Below are 21640 nucleotides of genomic sequence, written 5' to 3'. Positions count from 1 at the left end.
GGTTTAAAAAAGATGTTATATGATTGTAAAAAAAATCTCACTAGCGGTATCTGTCCTTTTTTCGATGTCGATGTTTGCGCAGGAAACTGCAAAAACCGAATTAGAAGTTAAGCCAGTAGTTAAGTTATCATATCTAGACTCAATAAAAAGCACTTTCAAAAAAGATGACATGGCAACTCGTGTTGACAGTCTTTGGATGAATGAGTTAGTAAGTCTGGATATTTATGACGATTTAACAAAAGATATTCAAACCATTAACTCAGATGTTACAGTAGATGAAGAACTGTCAACAGAACTTCTAAAACAACGTCTGCACGCAATGAATGAAAAATCACCATTTGATATTCAATACAATCAAGGTTTAGAAAATATAATAAAGTCATTTCTTAAGAATCGTAAAAAATCGTTTTCTCGATTAATGGCTTTATCTGAATATTACTTTCCAATTTTTGAGGAAACGTTTGCCAAAGAAAAAATTCCTTTGGAAATTAAATATTTAGCCGTTGTAGAATCTGCTTTAAACCCTAAAGCAGTTTCTAAAATGGGCGCTACCGGACTTTGGCAGTTTATGTACGGAACCGGAAAACAATACGCCTTAAAAATCGATTCTTATGTTGATGAACGAAGCGATGCTCTTAAAGCTACAGCCGCAGCTTCAGATTACATGACCAGAATGTTTAACGTTTTTAACGATTGGGAACTAGTTTTAGCTTCATACAACTCAGGACCGGGAAACGTAACAAAAGCAATTCGTCGTTCTGGCGGAAAAACAAACTACTGGGATATTCGTAATCACCTTCCAAAAGAAACACAAGGATACGTTCCAGCATTTTACGCTACAATGTACCTTTTCGAATACCATAAAGAGCACGGAATTAATCCAGAAAGAGCAGTTGTTAAAAATTTTGAAACAGACACGATTGCAATAAAAAATCAAATGTCTTTCAAGCAGATTGCCGATTTACTAGATATGCCGCAATCGCAGATTCAGCTCTTAAATCCTTCTTATAAATTAAATGTAGTGCCTTATTATCAAGGAGAGCAGCATTTCCTTCGTTTACCAAAGGATAAAATTGCCACTTTCGTTTCAAACGAAGATAAAATATATGCCTACGTTAAATACCAATCTGGATTTAAAACAATGTCGACACAACTAGCAATGAAAGTGGCGCCAAAAGTAAAACCAGCGGTAACTAGAGAAGCAGTAGCATCAAAAGATATTCAGTTTTATAAAGTTAGAAAAGGAGACAACTTAGGCGCAATCGCAGATAAGTACAACGTAAATATTTCTGATCTAAAAAAATGGAATAACCTTAAATCGAATGCAGTTGCATTTGGAAGAACATTAAAAATCAAATCAGAAGCAGAAACAGTTTCTAAAAATATAAAAGAGCCTAAAAATCCGGCAATTATCGAAAGAAATTCAGAAGAAGCTATTGCCGCTGCTGACGACAAAGATAAAAATGCTGTACAAACTCAAGAGTACACCGTTGCAGCTGGAGATAATTTAGGGAACATTGCTAAAAAATTCGGTACGACTATTGCGGACTTAAAAGAACTGAATAATCTGAATTCAAATACAATTGCTTTAGGAAAAACATTAATAGTTTCTAAAACAGTTTCTGAAATAGAAGAACCGGCATCAACTGCAATAGCACTTAATTCTGTTGATTCTTTCAAGAAAAAAGCACCATCTGCAAAAAGTTTGGGTGAAGATTATTACGTAAAAAAAGGAGATTCTTTGTACAGTATTTCTAAAAAATATCCAGGAGTAACAATCTCGGATATTAAAAAATGGAATGGTATTAAAGATGAAGACATTAAACCCGGAATGAAACTTAAAATAAACGGATAATAAAAAATCTTATTTAAATTTGGGTTTTATTTCATAAATTAAGAAAATGAATAAAACCCATTTTTTATTGCTGTTAATCCCATTTTTACTGTTGTCTTGTCTAAAGACTGATAAGCAGTCAGAGCCAATTTCTGGAAAAACGAATACTATTTCTATCATTATCGACGATCAGTTGTGGTATGGAGAAGTAGGCGACAGTATTAGAAACAAATTTGCCTCACCAGTTTTGGGCTTGACCCAAGAAGAACCCTTATTTACAATAAATCAATATCCCGCCAGACTTCTTGAAGGTTTTGTAACAGACAGCCGCAGTATAATTGTAGTTAAAAAAGCTGCAGTAGATAAATTCGAAATTACCCGAAGCAAAGCCCTGCCGCATAATACATTTCGCATTTACGGAAAATCGGTTGATGATATTATTTGCAGTATCGAATTAAATTCAGCGCAAATAATCAAAATGATTCGCGATGCCGAAATCCAAAAAATTCAAGATGACAACAGCAAATCACTCTTAAACCCGGCAGTTATAAAAAACAAATTTCATATCGATCTCCAAATTCCAACTGGATATGAATACATGCTGCACAAAAAGAATTTCATTTGGCTTAAAAAAGACATTATAAGCGGCAATACGAGTTTACTTATTTATCAAATACCGCTTCACAACTTTAAAACCAAAGGAAATGTAGTTGGTAACATAATCAAAATGAGAGATTCAATTGGTTATTACATCAAAGGTAGAGAACCAAATACGCGAATGATTACAGGCGAAGCCTATGCACCATATTTCTCAAACACAACTTTAGATCAAAAAGAAGCCTTTGAAACAAAAGGAACCTGGGAGCTCAAAAACGATTTCATGGCAGGACCATTTATCAATTACGCAATCGTCGATCCAGTTTATAATAGAATCTTAGTTATAGAAGGATTCTGTTATTCCCCATCCAATCAAGAACGAGATTTAATGTTAGAACTAGAAGCCATCATAAAATCGGTAAAAATTGATAAACGATAAAAATTTGTTTCAAGTTTTTTAATCAGAAAGTTTTTAATAGTATTCCTTTCGTAAACTTTTTGGTTAAACTGTACAATGTAAAACATGAAACATTGAAACCTTAAACTTAAAACCTCTACAGTTAATATATTTCTTATTTTTGTTTTATAACAAACAATAAAACAAAGACTTATGAAAAATTTAACCACAACATTATTACTGGCAGTACTGTGTTTTACCTCTTGTAAAAAAGAAGTAAAAACAGAAGATGCCGAAAAAACAATCAAAGACAGTGTTGCTGTAGAAGAACCAGCTGCAGAACAGCCTTTAGACTCAGCAGCACAAATGAAAGCTTGGGCAGCTTATGCAACTCCAGGAAATGAGCATAAATTAATGGCCGATGAAGTTGGAACTTGGAATTGTGAAATGACTTTTTGGTCAGAACCAAATGGAAAACCAGAAAAAGCCACTTCGACCGCTAATGTAAAAATGATCCTTGGCGGACGTTATCAAGAAGCTATTTATATCGGAACCATGATGGGACAGCCATTTGAAGGCAAAAGCACATTAGCGTACAATAATGCCAGCAAAGAATTCACCAGTACTTTTATCGATAATATGGGAACAGGAATGATGGTAGGATTTGGTAAATACGACGAAAAAACCAAAAGCATGGAGTTAAAAGGCGATATGGTAAATCCGATGAACGGTATTAAAACACCTTACAGAGAAATTTACACTATTGTAGATCCTAAAACTCGAAAAATGGAAATGTTCGATATGAAAAACGGAGAAGAATATAAAAGCATGGAAATTATAATGAAGAAAAAGTAATTTTCTATTTAGGTACAGAGAAACAAAGACACAAAGGTTTATTCTAGCGGAAGAAGCTTTGTGTCTTTGTAATTTCTATAAGAAACTTTAGCGCAGCTAAAAAATTATTTAACTTAGCGCCTTCGTGCCCTTGTGGCAAAAAAATAAGGAAGAATGGAATTAAAATGGAAAATAAAGCCTTTTGAGGCACTAAATGTAAACGAGCTATATGATTTGCTCAAATTAAGAAGTGAGATCTTTGTAGTGGAGCAAAACTGCGTTTATTTAGATCTTGACGGCAAAGACAAGAAAGCATTGCACCTAATTGGGGAGTATGACAATAAAATTGTTGCCTATGTACGTTTATTTGATGCAGGAATTACTTTTGATGATGCTTCAATAGGTCGAGTAGTGGTTGATGCTAATTATCGTGATAGAAAATGGGGACACAATTTAATGCGTGAAGCAATTTCTGCTATAAAATCAAACTTCAATAAAGAAAAGATTACCATTGGCGCACAATTGTATTTAAAGAAATTTTACGAAAGCCACGGCTTTGTACAATCAAGCGAAATGTATTTAGAAGATGATATTCCGCATATTGAAATGATTATAGAATAATAAAGACGATACTTTATTGAAAGTAAAAAACTTGGCGATTTTGTGATTTAATCTTGCAAAATCGCCAAGTTTTTTAAGTAGAATTCTTTTATTTTCTATTAAGACAGTAGTTTTTACTTCATTTTATCAAATCTTAGTAATCAAAAACTCAACACGGCGATCATAAGTATCTCCCTTTTTTAAAGGAAATTTATTGCCGCAGCCTTGATAAGTCATTCTGTTTTTAGAAACTTTTTTAGAGCTTAAATAATAAAAAACAGTCTTGGCACGATTCCAAGACAAACGCCTTTCCTTTGTATCCTTGTCAATTCCATCACTATAGATTTCGGGAGTACAACAAACGTGACCTCTAATTTCAAACTGTATGTTTTTTTGCTTTTGCAAAAGAACCGCAATTTTGTCTAATTCCTTTTTAGAATTATTAGTAAGTTTTGCACTTCCAAGATCAAAGAGAATATTGTCTAAATAAATCCTGTCACCAACCTTTAATTTATCTTTAAACGAAGAATAAACGCCTTTTCCAAAACTATTGCGTTTAACAACAATTAAATCAACCCGCCGATTTCTAGATCTCGTTTCGTACAAATTTTCGACCGTATCTGATCGAAGCACCACGCGGCCCTTTCCTTCTAAAACAACAATTTTAGTTTGATTAAATCCAGAAGCAAGCAGCAAGTCTTGAATTGTATTTACCCTGTCATGAGACAGTCGAAAATTATAATCATCGCTGCCTCTATCATCGCAGTAGCCGTAAATTTGTATAGATTCAACTTTAGAGGTATCTATTGTTTTAATAAAATTCTTTACAACTTCAATCTGCTGGCTGGTAAGATCAAATTTATCGAAATCAAAATAAACCGTTTCGATAGGTTTTTGCTGTGCCGATACATTGTAAATTAAAAACAGAAATAGGGCTCTATAAAGTTTCATTCATTACATTTTTAGAATCGTTTTATATTCGGTTTGATTATTTAATACGTTAACAGCTTTTTTTATTTCCGAATTATTTTTGATGTAAAATTGATACAAACCTTCCTGATATTGGTATCTTTTTATAAGTTCTTCCTGAATTAGATTTTTAATTTCTTTTTGATTTTTATCCAATAAAGTATTTTCACTTTTCTCCAAAGCTGCTATTAATTGTTGGTATTCAGGAGCAATTGTCTCGTCAATTTTCTCGTTTTTAGCAGCAGCCAAAGTATTTTTAAGCGCAATTTCAGTTTCAGTATCAAAACTAATTTTGTTCGATTTTAAATATTGTTTAAAACTGCCGTAATCAGCATCAGTAATTACAGGAATTTTGTCCCCTAAATTTGGATTCTTGTAATAATATGACGTTGCATAATCAAAAATTCCGTCATTTTTTAGAAGAGCAGTCGTAATCGGACTCATTTTTGTCTCGTCTAATTCGATATCTGGTAAAACACCGCCGCCGTCATAAACCGTTCTTCCTTTTCTTGTTTTAAAAGCATTAAAATTTTTAGCATCCGTTTTTTGCGCTACGCCATTTTTGTCCTTATGAGCATAATCCAAAGCCTGAATACATCTTCCAGAAGGAGTATAATATCTAGAAATCGTTACTTTTAATTGCGTTCCGTAAGTAAGATCTACAGAGCGCTGCACCAAACCTTTACCAAAACTGCGGCTTCCTAAAATAACCGCACGATCTAAATCCTGCAAAGCTCCAGAAACAATTTCAGAAGCCGAGGCACTGCGTCCGTTTACCAAAATAGCTAAAGGAATTTCAGTATCAACAGGTTCTTTGGTCGTTTTATAAGTATTATTGTGTTTTTCAATTCTAGATTTAGTAGTTACAATAACTTCATTTTTAGGAACAAACAAATTACAAATATCAATAGCTTCGTTCAGCAAACCTCCTGGATTTCCTCTTAAATCAAGAACAATTTGTGTTGCCCCATCGGCTTTTAACTTCTCCAGCGCCTCTTTAACTTCAGCAGAAGCTTTTCGGCTAAAGTGAGACAGCACTATATAACCCGTTTTGCTGTCAATCTTGCCATAAAAAGGAACCGATTTAATATCAACTTCGTCTAGAACTAATTCAGTAGTAAACATTTTTCCCTGACGAAGGTATTTTACAGCGATTTTGGTGTTTTTTGCACCCTTTAAAAGTTGCGAAGCATCATCTTTAAAATCAGCAATTAAAACATCACCAATTTGTATAATTTCGTCGCCCGCTTTCAATCCCGCTTTATCAGCAGGATAATTTTTATAAGGCTCGCGAACAATTAAGCGGTCTTTTTTACGCGCTATCATAGCGCCAATTCCAGTATATTCGCCAGTATTATTAATTTTAAAATTAACAACATCTTGTTCGTTAAAGTAAACCGTGTAAGGATCTAAACTTCCAAGCATACTTTTGATAGCTTTATCCATCAAATCACCCGGATTCGTTTCATCTACATAATTGGTGTTAACCGCTTTAAATAGAGTTGTAAAAATTTCTATTTGCTTGGCAATTTCAAAGAAATCTTCTTTAAAACTGGTTCCAACAAATAAAAACCCTGCCGCAACAGCTGGTATGATAAATTTCTTTTTGAAATAAGGATACATGATTATTGTTTTTTTCTTTTAAATCTTCTTCTAATAAAATAAACCGCTGCACAAACCATTAACACAAATGGCCATACGCTTAAAAGCCAAATGAAAAAACTAGACAAGCCAAAAAAACCAGATTTAAATGCCGTCCAGATTTTAGCACCATAAGATGTTTTAACTCCTTCCTGTTCTGCGATTGTTTTGTAAAATTCAATAGTAACAGTACTTTCAGAAACTCGGCTTTCCAAATATTTTAGTTGACCTTGTTTCGCTTCAATTTCTTCACGAATCGCCGAAATTTGCTTTTCAATTTCTAAAATTTCACTAATTTTAGTTGCTTTTTGCAGAATTTGCAGATAACGCTCTTCCAGCTTTTGCTTTGTTTTTAATCGCGAATTCAGATCAATATATTGTTCTGTAACATCTTCTGCCGAAATATCTTTGCGTTCAAAATACGAAACGCCTTTTGAGACCGAACTTAAAAAAGGATCAAAATTCTGACTTGGAACTTTTACAGTTAAATTTCTAAAAATAGTGTTATAATCTTTTCCTTCAGAATCACTAAGAATACTTCCTTTATTAGCTGTAATAGCCGTTTTGATTTGGTCGAAAGTTTTTTCTAAATCATTAGTTTCAAATCGAAGCGAAGCTTGTTTGATAATTTTCTGGGGGATTTCTGGTGAAGCTAAATTTTTATCCTGATCTTTTGTATTAGACTCACTTGCACCTGCGGGCGGTGGCGGAGGCATTTCTATATTACTTACGGCAAGATCTTCATGCTTTGCATCAGCTTTATTGCAGCCCGAAAGAACTAAAAAACAACATGTTAAAAAGAAAATATATCGCATAAAGTTTCAATTTAGAGCTAAAACTACAATTTTTTTATAATTTTTTGTCTAAATTAAGATACAAAATGAGTTTTGAGGTCTACAACTCTGTTTTATTTTCAGATTCCTGAGTTTTCTTAATTTGAAGTATGAATTTTTCAAACAATTGAATCGTTTTTGTGTTGATTTCTTCGTAAGATAATCTGTCTTTTGTTTGATAAAAAAACATGAAAGAATAAGGCTGATCCAGATTATCTAGAAGTAGATGTTTGTTTAAACGATAGGTTTCTCTTAAAACCCTTTTGAAATAATTTCGATCAACCGCTTTTTTAAAATATTTTTTAGATACCGAAACTCCAATTTTTGTTTTTTCTTCTGAATTTTCTCCCACTGGACAATAAACCAAACGAAGCGGGTATTTTGAAACCGATTTTCCTTCAGAAAACAGTAAACCAATTGTCGTTTTGCTCTTTAAGCGTTCATTTTTAGGGTAAGTAAAGTTCATTTAATTCAGAAAAAATTTGCAAATTTTGGTACAAAGGTACAATTAAAGCATAAAAATGGTTATTGTTTTTAATTTTTATACCGCTAAAAATATATTTATTACTTTTGGCCTTTAATTTTTAAAAGCATGCAAAAGGTAATTTCGTATCCTATATCTGTAATTTATTATTTATGTTTTGGATTATGCTTAGCGGTTTTTCATCCGATACAATGGGTTTGTTTAAACCTTTTTGGTTATCAGGCGCATAAAAAAAGCGTTGATTACCTGAACTTTTGCCTTTTAAAATGTACAAATCTTGTTGGAACAACCTATAAAATTGAAGGTGTAGATACTATTCCTAAAGGAGTACCGCTTATTTTCGTTTCAAATCATCAAAGTATGTACGATATCGTAACAATGATTTGGTACTTTAGACGTTTTCATTGTAAATTTGTAAGTAAGAAGGAGTTAGGGAGCGGAATCCCGAGTGTATCATTTAATTTACGCCACGGAGGATCTGTACTAATTGACCGTAAAGACCCTAAACAAGCGATTCCAGTAATCAAAGGCTTGTCTGAATATATCGAAAAAAACACTAGATCTGCTGTGATTTTTCCAGAAGGAACCCGCAGCAAAACTGGAAAACCAAAAGAATTTGCCCAAAGTGGTTTAAAAATTCTATGTAAATATGCGCCTTCAGCGTATGTTGTGCCAGTAAGTATTAACAATTCATGGAAAATGGTGCGTTATGGAATGTTTCCTGTTGGTTTAGGAAATCGCCTTACCTTTACAGTGCATAAAGCAATGGCTGTAAAAGAGTATGATTTTGCAGAACTAATGGCTTTGACAGAAAAGGCAGTTGTAGAAGGAGTAAACGAGTATAAACAGATTTAATTTTAGTAAAAAGCTAAACTTAAATCCAAATTTAAAATAAGTAATGTCTATAAAAAACATTAGATTAGAAGTGATGCAGTTTTTGGAAAAAAACGTTGACAGCTTCGTTGAACAGTATTTAATTCCTGTGGAAAAAATTTGGCAGCCGTCTGATTTTTTGCCTAATTCTGAAGGTGAAAACTTTTTTGAAGAGGTAAAAGAATTGCGTGAAATTGCCAAAGAACTGCCATACGATTTCTGGGTAACGCTTGTAGGTGATACAATTACCGAAGAAGCTTTGCCAACATATGAATCTTGGTTAATGGATGTAGAAGGTATAAACCAAGTAGAAAATGGCGGCAATGGATGGTCTAAATGGATTAGACAATGGACAGGAGAAGAGAACCGTCACGGTGATCTTTTAAATAAATACTTGTATTTGTCTGGTCGTGTAAATATGCGTGAAATCGAAATGACAACACAGCATTTAATTAACGACGGTTTTGATATTGGAACAGGAACTGATCCGTACAAAAACTTTGTATATACCAGTTTTCAGGAATTAGCAACTTATGTTTCCCACAATAGAGTAGCGCAGATCGCTAAGAAATTTGGTGACAACAAGTTGTCTAAAATGTGTAAAATGATTGCAGGCGACGAAATGCGTCATCATCATGCTTACAGTGAATTTGTTACCAGAATTTTCCAAGTTGATCCAAGCGAAATGATGCTGGCTTTTCAATACATGATGAAGCAGAAAATTGTTATGCCGGCTCACTTTTTAAGAGAATCAGGTCAAAAAATAAGTACCGCTTTTGAGCAATTCTCAGATTCAGCACAACGTATTGGTGTTTACACAGCTAACGATTATGTTGATATTATGCAGAAATTAATCAACAAATGGGAAATTGACAAAGTTACTAATTTGACAGATGAAGCAGAAAAAGCACGTGATTACTTAATGAAATTACCAGCTCGTATGGCTAGAATTTCTGAAAGATTAGTAATTCCTGCTGAAGGACATATCTTTAAATGGGTTGAACCAGCGAGATTATAGATATTAGATTGCAGATTACTGATTTTAGATTTAAAATTGATTTTTGCAATTGATATTGAAAACATTGTTGATTGTTAAAGTCTTAAAGCTTTAACAATCAACTTTTTTATTTTAAATATAAAAGCGAATATAAATCTGTTTGATCAGAATGCTTTTATTACAAACTAAATACACTTATGAATAATTCTGAACTTATAACCAAAACAATCACTTTTGTAAAAGAGAAATTAAATGATGCCGAAGGCGGACACGACTGGTTTCATATTGAACGTGTTTACAAGAATGCACTTTTAATTGCAAATGATACCAATTGTGACCTTACTGTTGTTCAATTAGGAGCTTTACTTCATGATATTGCCGATAGTAAATTTCATAACGGAGACGAGACAATTGGGCCCAAAACAGCACGGTTGTTTTTAGAGTCAGAAAGTGTTTCAGAAGAAATTATACAGCACGTTGTCAATATCATTGAAAATATCTCTTATAAAGGCGGAAATTTCGAGAAAAAGTTCTCTTCGATAGAATTAGATGTTGTTCAGGATGCTGATCGTTTAGATGCAATTGGAGCAATTGGAGTTGCAAGAGCATTCAATTACGGAGGATTCAAAAATAGAGCCTTGCACAACCCCGAAATTGCGCCGGTGACAAACATGACAAAAGAAGAGTACAAGAAAAATAGTGCGCCAACAATAAATCATTTTTACGAAAAGCTTTTACTCCTAAAAGATAAAATGAATACCGAAAAAGGAAAACAAATTGCGGCAGAAAGACATCGTTTTATGGAAACATTTCTAGCTCAGTTTTATGCAGAGTGGGAAGGAGTGAAGTAAGTTTTTGTTTTGCAGATATTCACCAAATAAACACAAAGCCTCGCAAAGATTTTTAATTCTCTGCGAGGCTTTGTGTTTTTACTTTTGAGCATATCTGTGGAATAATACTTTTCTAAAGTTAACTTGTTGGAAGCAATTATTTTCAACACATAGAAACATAGATTTTGCAGTCAAAAATTAGGCGTTTCACTTTTTTAAAATACACAGAGCTGCACTATGCGAAAGAAACGAGTTTCTTTTTGTCTCCTTTTTTAGGTATAAAATCTATGTTTCTATGTGTTGGATTTTTTTGTAATTACACCCAACGAGTTAGACTTAGAATTTTATGGATCTTTTGGGTTTTAGTTTATCCGATAAACCCAGTCAATTTGAGTTATTGTTGTCATCGTATAAAGAAGATAAATTAGAAAACCTTTTTTTACGAAGATAAATATGCCTTTATTGAAATAATTTAGAGCATTTTTTTTAGGTTCCATTTGTTTTAAAAAAAAGCTATTGAGATAAAACCAAAATATTAGAACGACACTAAAAACGCATATTTTTCTAAAGTCTGATGTATTTATTTGATCGGGAAAGAGATTTAATTGGTGTATTAAATATACAATTATAAAAAAAGATGCAATGCCTAAATTGATGTATCGATTTAAAAGAACTTGTTTAGAAAGTATTAAATATATTGATAAATTTAAGGATATAAAGAATAAACAGTAAATGAAATTTGCCATTTTTTAAATATCAGTCATTTGTAAAGCTGAATCAAGCCAAGGCTCTTATAAACCTTAGAACCTCAGCAGCTCAGAACCTTTTCCCTATGAACACCCGCAATTACCATCACCACAGTCTTTTTTCTTTTTAGACTTCCAAAAAAACTTTTTGATCAAAAAAGCGACCGCGATAAAAAGGATTCCAAAAGCAATTATTTCTTGTATCATGGTGATTTATTTTAAAAATTGATAAGCCAAAAGAGCCGTAAAATAAGCCAGTCCAGTCATAAAGAAAAGCTGTGCAACAGGCCATTTCCATGAATTTGTCTCTTTTTTTGTAATCGCTAATGTACTGGCACACTGCATCGCAAAAGCATAAAATAACAGCAATGAAATACCGCTGGCGAAATTGAATATCTTTTCGCCCGTTTCAGGATTAACTTCCTTTTGCATTTTGCTCTTAATTGTCGATTCATTATCGCTGTCTCCAACACTGTAAATTGTTGCTAAAGTTCCCACCAAAACTTCACGAGCGGCAAAAGAACTGATAATAGCTATTCCAATTTTCCAATCATAACCCAAAGGAGAAATTACAGGTTCGATAGCTTTACCCATAATCCCGATATAAGAATTCTCTATTTTTTGAGACGCTACTTCATTTTCAAATTGAACTTCATTTAAAGTCGTATTTGCGAATCTTTCTTTTACAATGTTTTCCGCGTCATTAAAATCTTTTCCAGGCCCAAAAGAAGCTAAAAACCATAAAATAACAGATATTGCTAAGATAATTTTACCAGCACCAAGAACAAAAGCTTTCGTTTTTTCGACAACATTGATTCCAACATTCTTCAAAAGCGGTAATTTGTAACTTGGCATTTCAACAACAAAATACGATTTTGAGTTTAGTTTTAAAACCTTATTTAAAACATATGCCGAAAGTATAGCCGCAACAAATCCTAGTAAATACAAAAACATCAAAGACAATCCCTGCAGATTGAAAATTCCTAAAACACGTTTGTTAGGAATCACTAACGAAATCATGATCGCATAAACAGGTAATCTTGCAGAACAAGTTGTAAATGGCGTTACCAAAATAGTAATTAAACGTTCTTTCCAGTTTTCGATATTTCGTGTTGCCATAATTGCCGGAATAGCACAAGCAGTTCCTGAAATTAACGGCACAACACTTTTTCCTGAAAGCCCGAATTTGCGCATTATTTTATCCATTAAAAAAACAACACGACTCATATAACCGCTCTCTTCCAGAATCGAAATAAATAAAAACAAGAAGGCAATTTGCGGAATAAAAATTATAACCCCGCCAATTCCCGGAATAATTCCTTGCGAAAGCAAATCGGTTAAAATACCGCTTGGCAGTTCATCAGCAACCCAGCTGCTTAACGATGCAAAAGAGCTGTCAATGAAATCCATTGGTATCGTCGACCAACTGAAAATAGACTGGAAAATGATAAACAAAATACCTAGAAAAATAGCATAACCCCAAAATTTATGAGTTAAAACACGATCTAGTTTTGCTCTAAAATCTTTTGCTATCGAGGCATCGACTTTTAAACCTTCCTTTAAAACATCATTTATAAACTGATACCTTTTAATGGTTTCTTTTTGCTGCAGACGTTTTAATTCTGAATGTGATTTAGTAAAAGTGCTTCGAATTTCATTTCGATCTAAATTCGAGAAATTAACATCCTGCGTAATTACCAGCCACAATTTGTACATTAATTGATTTGGAAATGCTTTTTGTAAATTTTCAAAATATTCTGGATCAATTACAGAAGCATTTAAGCATGGTTCGTGCGGAATTGTCTTGTAGGAAACAATTAGTTCTTTTAATTGCTCAATTCCTAAACCCTTGCGAGAACTTACTAAAGCAATTTTAGTTTTTAGTTTTTCTTCTAAATACGGAATGTCTAAACTAATTCCCTTGCTTTCCATACGATCAGACATATTAATAACTAGAATCGTCGGAATTTCAAGATCTTTTATTTGAGTATAAATCAGTAAATTTCGTTTCAAGTTTTCAACATCAGTAACCACAACAGCAACATCTGGATACAACTTGTCGTTTTTGTTCAGCAAAAGTTCAATAACAACACTTTCGTCCATCGAACTTGCATTTAAACTGTACGTTCCAGGCAAATCCAAAATATTAGCTTTGATGTTATGCGGCAATTTACAGAAACCTATTTTTTTCTCAACCGTAATTCCGGGATAATTCCCCACTTGTTGATTTAAGCCAGTAAGTTGATTAAAAACAGAAGTCTTTCCAGTATTTGGATTCCCAATAAGGGCAACATTGATATTTTGAATGCTCATTACAAATTGTTTTTGATAAGTTCAACTTCAATTTCACGAGCAGTTTCAACACGTATGGCTACATGCGAACCATTTATATCTAAATATAAAGGATCTCCAAAAGGAGCAATTTGAAGCATTTCGACTAAGCTGCCCGGCAAACAACCCATCTCTAATAATTTTAAAGGAATCAAATCGATATCAAAATCTTTGATAATGGCTTTATCGCCTTTTTTCAGGGTGTGGATTGTATTTTGCAAGCTTATTTAGATTGAGTTTAGATTGCAAAAATAGGCAATAATTCTTTATTTCAAGGCATTTAACACACCTGAAAATGCTAAATCTTTCTAAAAATTGAGGATTTTACTCCTTACACAAGAAATCGATGTCTTCCAGCAGACGTTTAATTTCTTCTTTATTCGTTCCGTCATAAAAACCGCGAACACGTCTTTTTTGATCAACCAAAACAAAATTTTCAGTATGAACCATATCGTACAATTGATCAGGTCGACCTAATTTTACCGCCAAATACGATTTTCTGGCCATCGTATAGATTTCTTTTTTGTCGCCCGTAACCAAATTCCATTTGCTGTCTACAACACCATGTTTTACTGCATAAGCTTTCAAAACAGGAATGCTGTCCACTTCTGGAAAAACAGTATGCGAAAGCAGCATAACTTTTGGATTGTTTAAAACGGCTTTTTGAACCTCTTCAAGGTTTGTTGTCATTTTTGGGCAAATAGAACCACAGGTTGTAAAGAAAAAATCAGCAACATAAATTTTTCCTTCGTAGTTTTTTTGAGTAATCGTATCTCCATTTTGATTTACAAACGAAAAATCAGCAATTGTATGGTATTTACTTTTGTATTGAACGGTGCTGTCGACTAATTCTGGATTAACATCGGCAGGATTAAAAATAGGCAGTGTTTTTTGTGGTTTTAAAGCCGAATAAAATAAAGATATAGTGACAACCGAAAAGACAATTAATACAATAAAGAATTTGCGGTATTTGTATAGAAGCGATTTCATAAAAACAATTTGGCGCAAAAATACGAAAAGAGCACTTTAAAAGGCACAACTATAACGCTTTTTAACAGCTTTGATTTTTTTAATCTTGTAAAGTATGCAATGCTTTTTGTTTCACGTAGATTTCACAGATTTTATAATTAAATGCACACACTGCCGAAACTTACTTTCTAGAAATTGGAGAGGGTTTAAATCTTAAAAAGCAGAAATGGCGGAGGTTATACTTTTTACTAAAATACTGCCGCTAATTATTGCTTTGATTTTAACACAAAATTCCAAATATTAACAATATTTTTGTATTAACACAAAAATCACACTCGAAAATGAACAAACAATTTACAAAACCCTTATTTTGTGTCTTTTCTGTAATGTTTTCATTAACTGCAGTTAAAGCACAAAACGCAGCTCCAAAAGAGCCTGGTATTAATGTTTCTTACATGAATACCAAAGTTAGTCCAGGTCAGGACTTTTTTCAATATGTAAACGGAACTTGGTTAAGTAAAACCGAAATTCCAAGTGATCGTACAACTTGGGGAAGTTTCAATGAATTGATAAAGAGAACAGACAAAGATGCAATGTCTATCCTAAAAGAAGCATCAAAAAACCCAAAGTACAAATCAGATACTGATCAAGGAAAAGCAATAAACTTATTTGCAACTGTTCTTGATACTGTAGGCAGAAACAAACAAGGAATTACACCTTTACAATCCTATTTGAAAAAAATTGATGCAATTAAAAGTGTTGCCGATCTTCAAAAATATCTAATCGAAGTTGAGCAAGAAGGTGCAGCTGGTTTTTTCGGAACTTATGTGGGTTCAGATGAAAAAAACAGCTCTAAAAATTCGGTATATCTAGGAGTTAACCAATTGGGATTACCAGATAAAGATTATTATATTTCTGAAGATAAAGATTCTAAAGAAAAACGTGCAAAATACCTATTGCATGTTGCAAAGATGATGCAGTTTATTGGCGAATCTCCAGAAAAATCAAAGCAAAGTGCTTCGGCTATTTTAGCTTTAGAAACAGAATTGTCAAAACCAAGATTAAATCGTGTTGAAAGCAGAGACAGCCGTTTACAATATAATCCAATGACAATTGCTGAACTTCAAAAGTTAACACCAGCTATAAAATGGGAAGCTTATTTTACTGGAATAGGTTTAGCAAAGCTTGATACAGTTGTAGTTATGGAGCCTAAATACATGAAAGCGCTTCAAACTGTTTTTACAGCTAATAAAGTTGGACAATGGAAAGAATATTTAAAATGGGATTTAATCCATACTTATGCAACGAAATTATCAACAGATGTTGAAACGGCTAATTTCGATTTCTACAGCAAAACTTTAAGAGGTGCAATAAAACAATTGCCGCGTGAAGAAAAAGCATTACAAATTGTAAATAATAGTGTTGGTGAAGCACTTGGTAAATTGTACGTTGAGAAAGTTTTTCCAGCTGAAGCTAAAACCAAAGCTTTAGATATGATTCAAAATGTAATTACTGCATACCAAAATCGTATCAACAACTTAACTTGGATGTCTGCAGAAACGAAAGTAAAAGCAATTGAAAAATTAAACAAAATCACCATTAAAGTAGGTTATCCTGATAAATGGAAAGATTACTCAGCGCTTGAAATTAAAAGTATTGCAGAAGGCGGAAGTTATTTCGATAATTCGCGCAATATAGCAAAATGGAATTTCAAAAAAGGAATTGAAAAATTAAACAAACCAGTTGATAAAACAGAATGGGGAATGTCACCGCAAACGGTAAATGCGTATTACAATCCATCTTATAACGAAATTGTTTTTCCAGCAGCAATTTTACAACCGCCGTTTTACAATTATCAAGCTGACGAAGCTGTAAATTATGGAGGAATCGGAGCTGTAATCGGGCATGAAATTTCACATGGTTTTGATGATTCTGGAGCACGCTACAATGCCGAAGGAAATCTTGTAGACTGGTGGACGCCTGAAGATTTAAAACAATTTACAGCACTTGGCGATAAATTAGCAGATCAATACAGCGCATTAGAGCCTTTGCCGGGAATTCATGTAGATGGTAAATTTACATTGGGTGAAAACATTGGAGATTTAGGTGGAATAAATGCAGCTTACGATGGATTGCAGTTGTATTTAAAGAAACACGGAAATCCTGGTTTAATTGATGGTTTTACACCAGAACAGCGTTTCTTTATTTCTTGGGCAACAGTTTGGAGAACAAAATCAAGAGACGAAGCGATAAAAAATCAAGTAAAAACAGATCCACACTCTCCGGGAATGTACAGAGCTTATGTTCCAATTCAAAACATGGACGTTTTTTACACTACTTTTGGAATTAAAAGCGGTGATAAAATGTTTGTAAGTCCAGATAAAAGAGTAAAAATTTGGTAAGATAATATGAAACCATAGAAAACGGCGCTGATTCAGCGCCGTTTTTGTTTGTATAAAGTATCAAATTAATTATTTAGTGTATTTAACAAATAGTTTAGAATAATTGCAATATGTTTGTGTATATACTAAAAACTATAAATAAAAATGATTAAACAGTTTAGAAAGCCGTTGTTTTGTGTTGTTTCTGCAATGATTACAATTACTGCAACTCAGGCACAAGACGCAAAAAAGAAAGAACCGGGTATCAATCTTTCTAATATGGACACGAAAGTGAGCCCAAAAAATGATTTTTTTCGTTACGTAAATGGAGCTTGGCTGGACAAAACAGAAATTCCAAGCGATAGAAATTCATGGGGAAGTTTTAACGAATTGCGTCAGAAGACTGATAATGATGCTCTTGCTATTCTAAAAGAAGCATCAAAAGATCCTAAATATAAATCAAATACAGATCAAGGTAAAGCAATTGCTTTGTTTAATACGATTATGGACACTGTTGGTCGTAATAAAAACGGAATTACGCCACTTCAACCTGTTTTGAAGAAAATCGATGCTATTAAGAATGTTACCGATCTTCAGAATTTCTTTATCGAAATGCAGCCGCAAGGAGGTATTGGTTTTTTTGGAGTATATGTTGGAGCAGATGCTAAAAACAGTAACAAAAACACCGTTAACCTAGGACCGGGAGGTTTAGGATTATCTGATAAAGATTATTACAATTCAGACGATAAAGATTCAAAAGAAAAACGTGAAAAATACGAAGTACACGTTGCGAGAATGTTACAATATATTGGAGAATCTCCTGCAAAAGCAAAAGAAAGCGCAAAACAAATTTTAGCTTTAGAAATTGAACTTTCTGCTCCAAGATTAGACCGTGTTGAAAGAAGAGACCGCAGAAAACAATACAATCCAACTGCAATTGCTGATTTAAAGAAAAATACGCCTTCTATTCAATGGGAGAAATATTTCACTGGAATCGGAATGACGAAATTAGATTCAGTAAATGTATCGCAGCCGCGTTATATGATTGCTTTAGAAAAAACACTTTCTGAAAAGAAAGTAGAAGCATGGAAAGAATATTTAAAATGGTCTTTATTGAATAGAAATGCTTCAACGTTGACTACAGCTATTGAAGAAGCAAATTTTGATTTCTACGGAAAAACCCTTACAGGGGCTTTAAAACAACGTCCTCGTGAAGAAATGGCATTGCAGGTAATTAATGGTGTTACTGGAGAAGCTTTAGGAAAATTGTATGTAGAAAAATTATTTCCTGCTGAGGCAAAAGACAAAGCAAAGAACATGATTGCTAATGTAATGTTAGCTTATGAAAACAGAATTAATGCATTGCCTTGGATGTCTGCTCCAACAAAAGCAAAAGCAATTGAAAAACTAAAGAGACTAACCATTAAAATTGGATATCCTGATAAATGGAAAGATTATTCTAAACTAGAACTTAAAAACGTTAGCGAAGGCGGAACTTATTTTGATAATATGAAAAATATATCAAAATGGTCTTATGCAGAAAGTTTAGCAAAATTGGGTAAACCAGTTGATAAAACAGAGTGGGGAATGTCGCCTCAAACAGTTAATGCTTATTTCAATCCATCGTATAACGAAATTGTATTCCCAGCGGCAATCTTACAACCGCCTTTCTACAATTATCAAGCTGATGAAGCAGTTAATTATGGTGGAATTGGTGCTGTTATCGGTCATGAAATTTCTCATGGTTTTGATGATTCTGGAGCGCGTTATAATGCCGATGGAAATCTTGTTGACTGGTGGACACCAGAAGATCTAAAACAATTTACAACTCTTGGAACTGCATTGGCTGATCAATACAGCGCTTTAGAGCCTTTACCAGGAATTCACGTAGATGGTAAATTTACTTTAGGAGAGAATATTGGAGATTTAGGCGGAATCAATGCTGCTTATGACGGGTTGCAATTGTATTTAAAAGCAAACGGAAATCCAGGATTAATTGACGGCTTTACGCCAGAGCAGCGTTTCTTTATTTCTTGGGCTACCGTTTGGAGAACAAAATCTAGAGACGAAGCAATTAAAAGTCAGGTTAAAACTGATCCGCATTCTCCAGGAATGTACAGAGCAGTTGTGCCAATTCAAAACGTAGATGCTTTTTACCAAGCTTTTGATATTAAAAAAGGAGACAAAATGTATATTGATCCTGCTAAGAGAGTTAAAATCTGGTAAGAATAAAATCCATAAAAAAACGGCGCTGATTCAGCGCCGTTTTTGTTTTTATGTCTTATCGAATTGCAATGTAAATATCAACTTCTGCATTTTTTGGGTCTTGGACTTTTTCTCCATAAACTTCAAAATCTGCTGTAAAAATTCGATCTAGATCCGAATTCCAAATCTCCAGCCATTTATTATAAACAATACCTTCAGTCAAATTTCCTTTGGCAATAATTTTTTCATAATCAGCTGCTTCAACTGTTTTACCAACCATATTTTCAGGTACGAAATCTAAACTTTCAACTTTACAGCCTAAAATAGTCGTGTAAGGTTTGGTGTGATCTTTTTCATAATCGGTATAAATACAAAAAATCTCTTCTGAAATTTTACCCGGAATTTTTTGCTGAATTCCTTCTGTCATAAATTTGTTCCAAAGCGCAGGAATATCCTGAGCTGATTGACCATTTTCGTTTGTCGTTCTTACCGAAATACCAATAATATCGAATTTCTGAATTTTCATTTTACTTCATTTTTGTTGAATTGTAAATTTAAAATGAGGTAGTGACAACTGTATGTCAACAGGAATATAAAACTATTTTAATTGACTGTAGATATACGTTTCAATAGCCTTTAATTCTTCATCAGACATTGCCTGCGTTATCGGAATATTAGTTTTCATAACCGCAAATTGGCTTGGATCAACAATTGGTTCCGCTTTTCCTTTTAAGAATGTAACGATATCAGCATTTTTATCTTTGTAAATCTGTGCGATTTCTTTAATACTTGGTCCAATTACTTTTTGATCAACTTGATGACAAGAAGTACAGTTTCCTCTTCCTTCAAAAATTTCTTTTCCTAAAGCTTCTGGCGTTTTGGCTTCTGCAGATTCTCCTTCAGTATACGTTTCAGCTGGATTATGATCTGGGTTTTCAGCCGCTTCTTTTTTGCATGAAGCAAATGCTAAAACAGCAGATAAGAATAATACTTTTTTCATATTATTTATTTAAAATTACGGCAGCTTCTTTTGCAAAGTAAGTAGAGATAATACTAGCGCCTGCACGCTTAATGCAATAAAGTTGCTCTATCATAATTTTATCGTGATCTAACCATCCTCTTTCGGCTGCGGCCTTTACCATAGCGTATTCACCAGATACTTGGTAAACAGCAACAGGAACATGTACCGCATTTTTTACCTCACGAACAATGTCTAAATATGCCATTCCTGGTTTTACCATAACAATATCTGCACCTTCTTCAACATCTAATAATGCTTCGCGAATTCCTTCAATTCGGTTAGCATAATCCATTTGATATGTTTTCTTATCTTTTGGAATATTTTGGGAATCTACGGGAGCAGAATCTAAAGCATCACGAAAGGGACCATAAAATGCCGAAGCATATTTAGCACTGTAACTCATAATTCCAACATTATGATGTCCGTTTTCTTCCAAAGCCTTTCTAATCGCCAAAACTCTTCCATCCATCATATCACTTGGAGCAACAAAATCAGCTCCAGCTTCTGCATGGCTTAAACTCATTCGAGTTAAAGCATCAACAGTTGCATCATTGATTAATTGACCATTTTCAATAATCCCGTCATGACCATAGATTGAATATGGATCTAAAGCGACATCCGGCATAACGATCATTTCTGGAACAGCGTCTTTTATCGCACGAATAGTTTGCTGCATCAAGCCGTCTTTATTCCAAGCTTCAGTTCCTTTGTTGTCTTTTAAATTATCGCTGACTTTTACATAGATATTTACCGCTTTTATACCTAAATCCCATGCTTCTTTTACTTCTTTGATTGTGTTATCTAACGAATGACGGTAAATTCCCGGCATTGACGGAATAGCTGCTTTTACATCTTTTCCTTCAGCAACAAACATTGGAAGCATAAAATCCTGCGGACTTAAACTGGTTTCACGTACTAAAGAACGAATTGATTCATTGGTTCTCAAACGACGGTTTCTTTGTAATGGGAACATAAAATTTTAGATTTTAGATTTTAGATTTCAGACTTTGAAACCTGATTTCTTTGAAAACAGATCAATAAATCTTAATTTCTAAAAGTGCAGTTGTTATTTTATTTTTTTGAAGATTATTTTACTTT

Annotated in this window: 20 protein-coding genes; 9 read left to right on the top strand and 11 right to left on the bottom strand. The window is 33.5% G+C overall.

What is annotated here, in order from left to right; genetic code table 11:
• Positions 1 to 19: 19 nt before the first annotated feature.
• The 4 genes from BOW57_RS06460 (at position 20) to BOW57_RS06445 (ending at position 4283) form a co-directional block, all read left to right on the top strand.
• Entirely contained in the window at positions 20 to 1855 is a 1836-nt protein-coding gene (locus BOW57_RS06460) for a LysM peptidoglycan-binding domain-containing protein (RefSeq protein ID WP_129053444.1), read from the top strand.
• A 46-nt stretch (positions 1856 to 1901) separates the two neighbouring features.
• On the top strand, positions 1902 to 2870 hold the full coding sequence (locus BOW57_RS06455) for a DUF4837 family protein (RefSeq protein ID WP_129053443.1): 969 nt from the start codon (positions 1902 to 1904) through the stop codon (positions 2868 to 2870).
• Positions 2871 to 3041: 171 nt separating this feature from the next.
• Entirely contained in the window at positions 3042 to 3683 is a 642-nt protein-coding gene (locus BOW57_RS06450; protein ID WP_129053442.1) for a DUF1579 domain-containing protein, read from the top strand.
• A gap of 153 nt (positions 3684 to 3836) precedes the next feature.
• Complete coding sequence (locus BOW57_RS06445) at positions 3837 to 4283, top strand: GNAT family N-acetyltransferase (protein WP_129053441.1); 447 nt, start codon at positions 3837 to 3839, stop codon at positions 4281 to 4283.
• Positions 4284 to 4409: 126 nt separating this feature from the next.
• Here BOW57_RS06445 and BOW57_RS06440 read toward each other — a convergent pair whose 3' ends face one another.
• From BOW57_RS06440 to rnpA, 4 genes are all read right to left on the bottom strand, one after another.
• Positions 4410 to 5213 (bottom strand): OmpA family protein, encoded by an 804-nt coding sequence (locus BOW57_RS06440; RefSeq protein ID WP_129053440.1) that lies wholly within the window; start codon positions 5211 to 5213, stop codon positions 4410 to 4412.
• A gap of 3 nt (positions 5214 to 5216) precedes the next feature.
• Positions 5217 to 6854: a S41 family peptidase gene (locus tag BOW57_RS06435; RefSeq protein WP_129053439.1), complete on the bottom strand. Its 1638-nt coding sequence runs from the start codon at positions 6852 to 6854 to the stop codon at positions 5217 to 5219.
• A 2-nt stretch (positions 6855 to 6856) separates the two neighbouring features.
• Complete coding sequence (locus BOW57_RS06430; RefSeq protein WP_129053438.1) at positions 6857 to 7687, bottom strand: DUF4349 domain-containing protein; 831 nt, start codon at positions 7685 to 7687, stop codon at positions 6857 to 6859.
• A 79-nt stretch (positions 7688 to 7766) separates the two neighbouring features.
• Positions 7767 to 8171 (bottom strand): ribonuclease P protein component, encoded by a 405-nt coding sequence (rnpA, locus tag BOW57_RS06425; RefSeq protein WP_129053437.1) that lies wholly within the window; start codon positions 8169 to 8171, stop codon positions 7767 to 7769.
• A 126-nt stretch (positions 8172 to 8297) separates the two neighbouring features.
• On the opposite strand from rnpA, the gene BOW57_RS06420 reads away from it, so the two are divergent.
• From BOW57_RS06420 to BOW57_RS06410, 3 genes are all read left to right on the top strand, one after another.
• Positions 8298 to 9044 carry a 1-acyl-sn-glycerol-3-phosphate acyltransferase gene (locus tag BOW57_RS06420; protein WP_129053436.1) on the top strand — a complete coding sequence of 249 codons (747 nt, stop codon included), beginning with the start codon at positions 8298 to 8300 and terminating at the stop codon, positions 9042 to 9044.
• A gap of 43 nt (positions 9045 to 9087) precedes the next feature.
• A complete protein-coding gene (locus BOW57_RS06415; protein ID WP_089053482.1) occupies positions 9088 to 10080 on the top strand; it encodes an acyl-ACP desaturase in 993 nt (330 codons plus the stop codon).
• A 176-nt stretch (positions 10081 to 10256) separates the two neighbouring features.
• On the top strand, positions 10257 to 10910 hold the full coding sequence (locus BOW57_RS06410; RefSeq protein ID WP_129053435.1) for an HD domain-containing protein: 654 nt from the start codon (positions 10257 to 10259) through the stop codon (positions 10908 to 10910).
• An 809-nt stretch (positions 10911 to 11719) separates the two neighbouring features.
• Here the strand turns inward: BOW57_RS06410 and BOW57_RS06405 are convergent.
• The 4 genes from BOW57_RS06405 to BOW57_RS06390 all read right to left on the bottom strand — a co-directional run bounded on the left by BOW57_RS06405 (position 11720) and on the right by BOW57_RS06390 (position 14956).
• Positions 11720 to 11842, bottom strand: a complete 123-nt coding sequence (locus tag BOW57_RS06405) for a FeoB-associated Cys-rich membrane protein (RefSeq protein ID WP_089053480.1) — start codon at positions 11840 to 11842, stop codon at positions 11720 to 11722.
• Between the two features lie 6 nt (positions 11843 to 11848).
• Positions 11849 to 13948: a ferrous iron transport protein B gene (feoB, locus tag BOW57_RS06400; RefSeq protein ID WP_129053434.1), complete on the bottom strand. Its 2100-nt coding sequence runs from the start codon at positions 13946 to 13948 to the stop codon at positions 11849 to 11851.
• Complete coding sequence (locus BOW57_RS06395; RefSeq protein WP_089053478.1) at positions 13948 to 14187, bottom strand: FeoA family protein; 240 nt, start codon at positions 14185 to 14187, stop codon at positions 13948 to 13950. The genes feoB and BOW57_RS06395 overlap by 1 nt, the downstream gene beginning before the upstream one ends.
• Positions 14188 to 14290: 103 nt before the next feature.
• Positions 14291 to 14956 (bottom strand): SCO family protein, encoded by a 666-nt coding sequence (locus tag BOW57_RS06390; protein WP_089053477.1) that lies wholly within the window; start codon positions 14954 to 14956, stop codon positions 14291 to 14293.
• Between the two features lie 320 nt (positions 14957 to 15276).
• Here BOW57_RS06390 and BOW57_RS06385 point away from each other — a divergent pair, with 320 nt between their 5' ends.
• On the top strand, positions 15277 to 17337 hold the full coding sequence (locus BOW57_RS06385; protein ID WP_129053433.1) for a M13 family metallopeptidase: 2061 nt from the start codon (positions 15277 to 15279) through the stop codon (positions 17335 to 17337).
• Between the two features lie 144 nt (positions 17338 to 17481).
• Entirely contained in the window at positions 17482 to 19542 is a 2061-nt protein-coding gene (locus BOW57_RS06380; RefSeq protein WP_129053432.1) for a M13 family metallopeptidase, read from the top strand.
• 55 nt (positions 19543 to 19597) lie between these two features.
• Here BOW57_RS06380 and BOW57_RS06375 read toward each other — a convergent pair whose 3' ends face one another.
• From BOW57_RS06375 to hemB, 3 genes are all read right to left on the bottom strand, one after another.
• A complete protein-coding gene (locus BOW57_RS06375; RefSeq protein ID WP_129053431.1) occupies positions 19598 to 20047 on the bottom strand; it encodes a GyrI-like domain-containing protein in 450 nt (149 codons plus the stop codon).
• 72 nt (positions 20048 to 20119) lie between these two features.
• Positions 20120 to 20521 carry a c-type cytochrome gene (locus BOW57_RS06370; protein ID WP_129053430.1) on the bottom strand — a complete coding sequence of 134 codons (402 nt, stop codon included), beginning with the start codon at positions 20519 to 20521 and terminating at the stop codon, positions 20120 to 20122.
• Between the two features lies 1 nt (position 20522).
• Complete coding sequence (hemB, locus tag BOW57_RS06365; RefSeq protein ID WP_089053472.1) at positions 20523 to 21515, bottom strand: porphobilinogen synthase; 993 nt, start codon at positions 21513 to 21515, stop codon at positions 20523 to 20525.
• Positions 21516 to 21640: the final 125 nt, after the last annotated feature.

It is taken from the genome of Flavobacterium sp. YO64, from assembly GCF_004119505.1.
In the GTDB taxonomy this organism is placed as follows: Bacteria; Bacteroidota; Bacteroidia; order Flavobacteriales; family Flavobacteriaceae; genus Flavobacterium; species Flavobacterium oncorhynchi.
The sequence above is the reverse complement of the archived record's forward strand: the minus strand, read 5'-3'. Positions and strand labels throughout refer to the sequence as shown.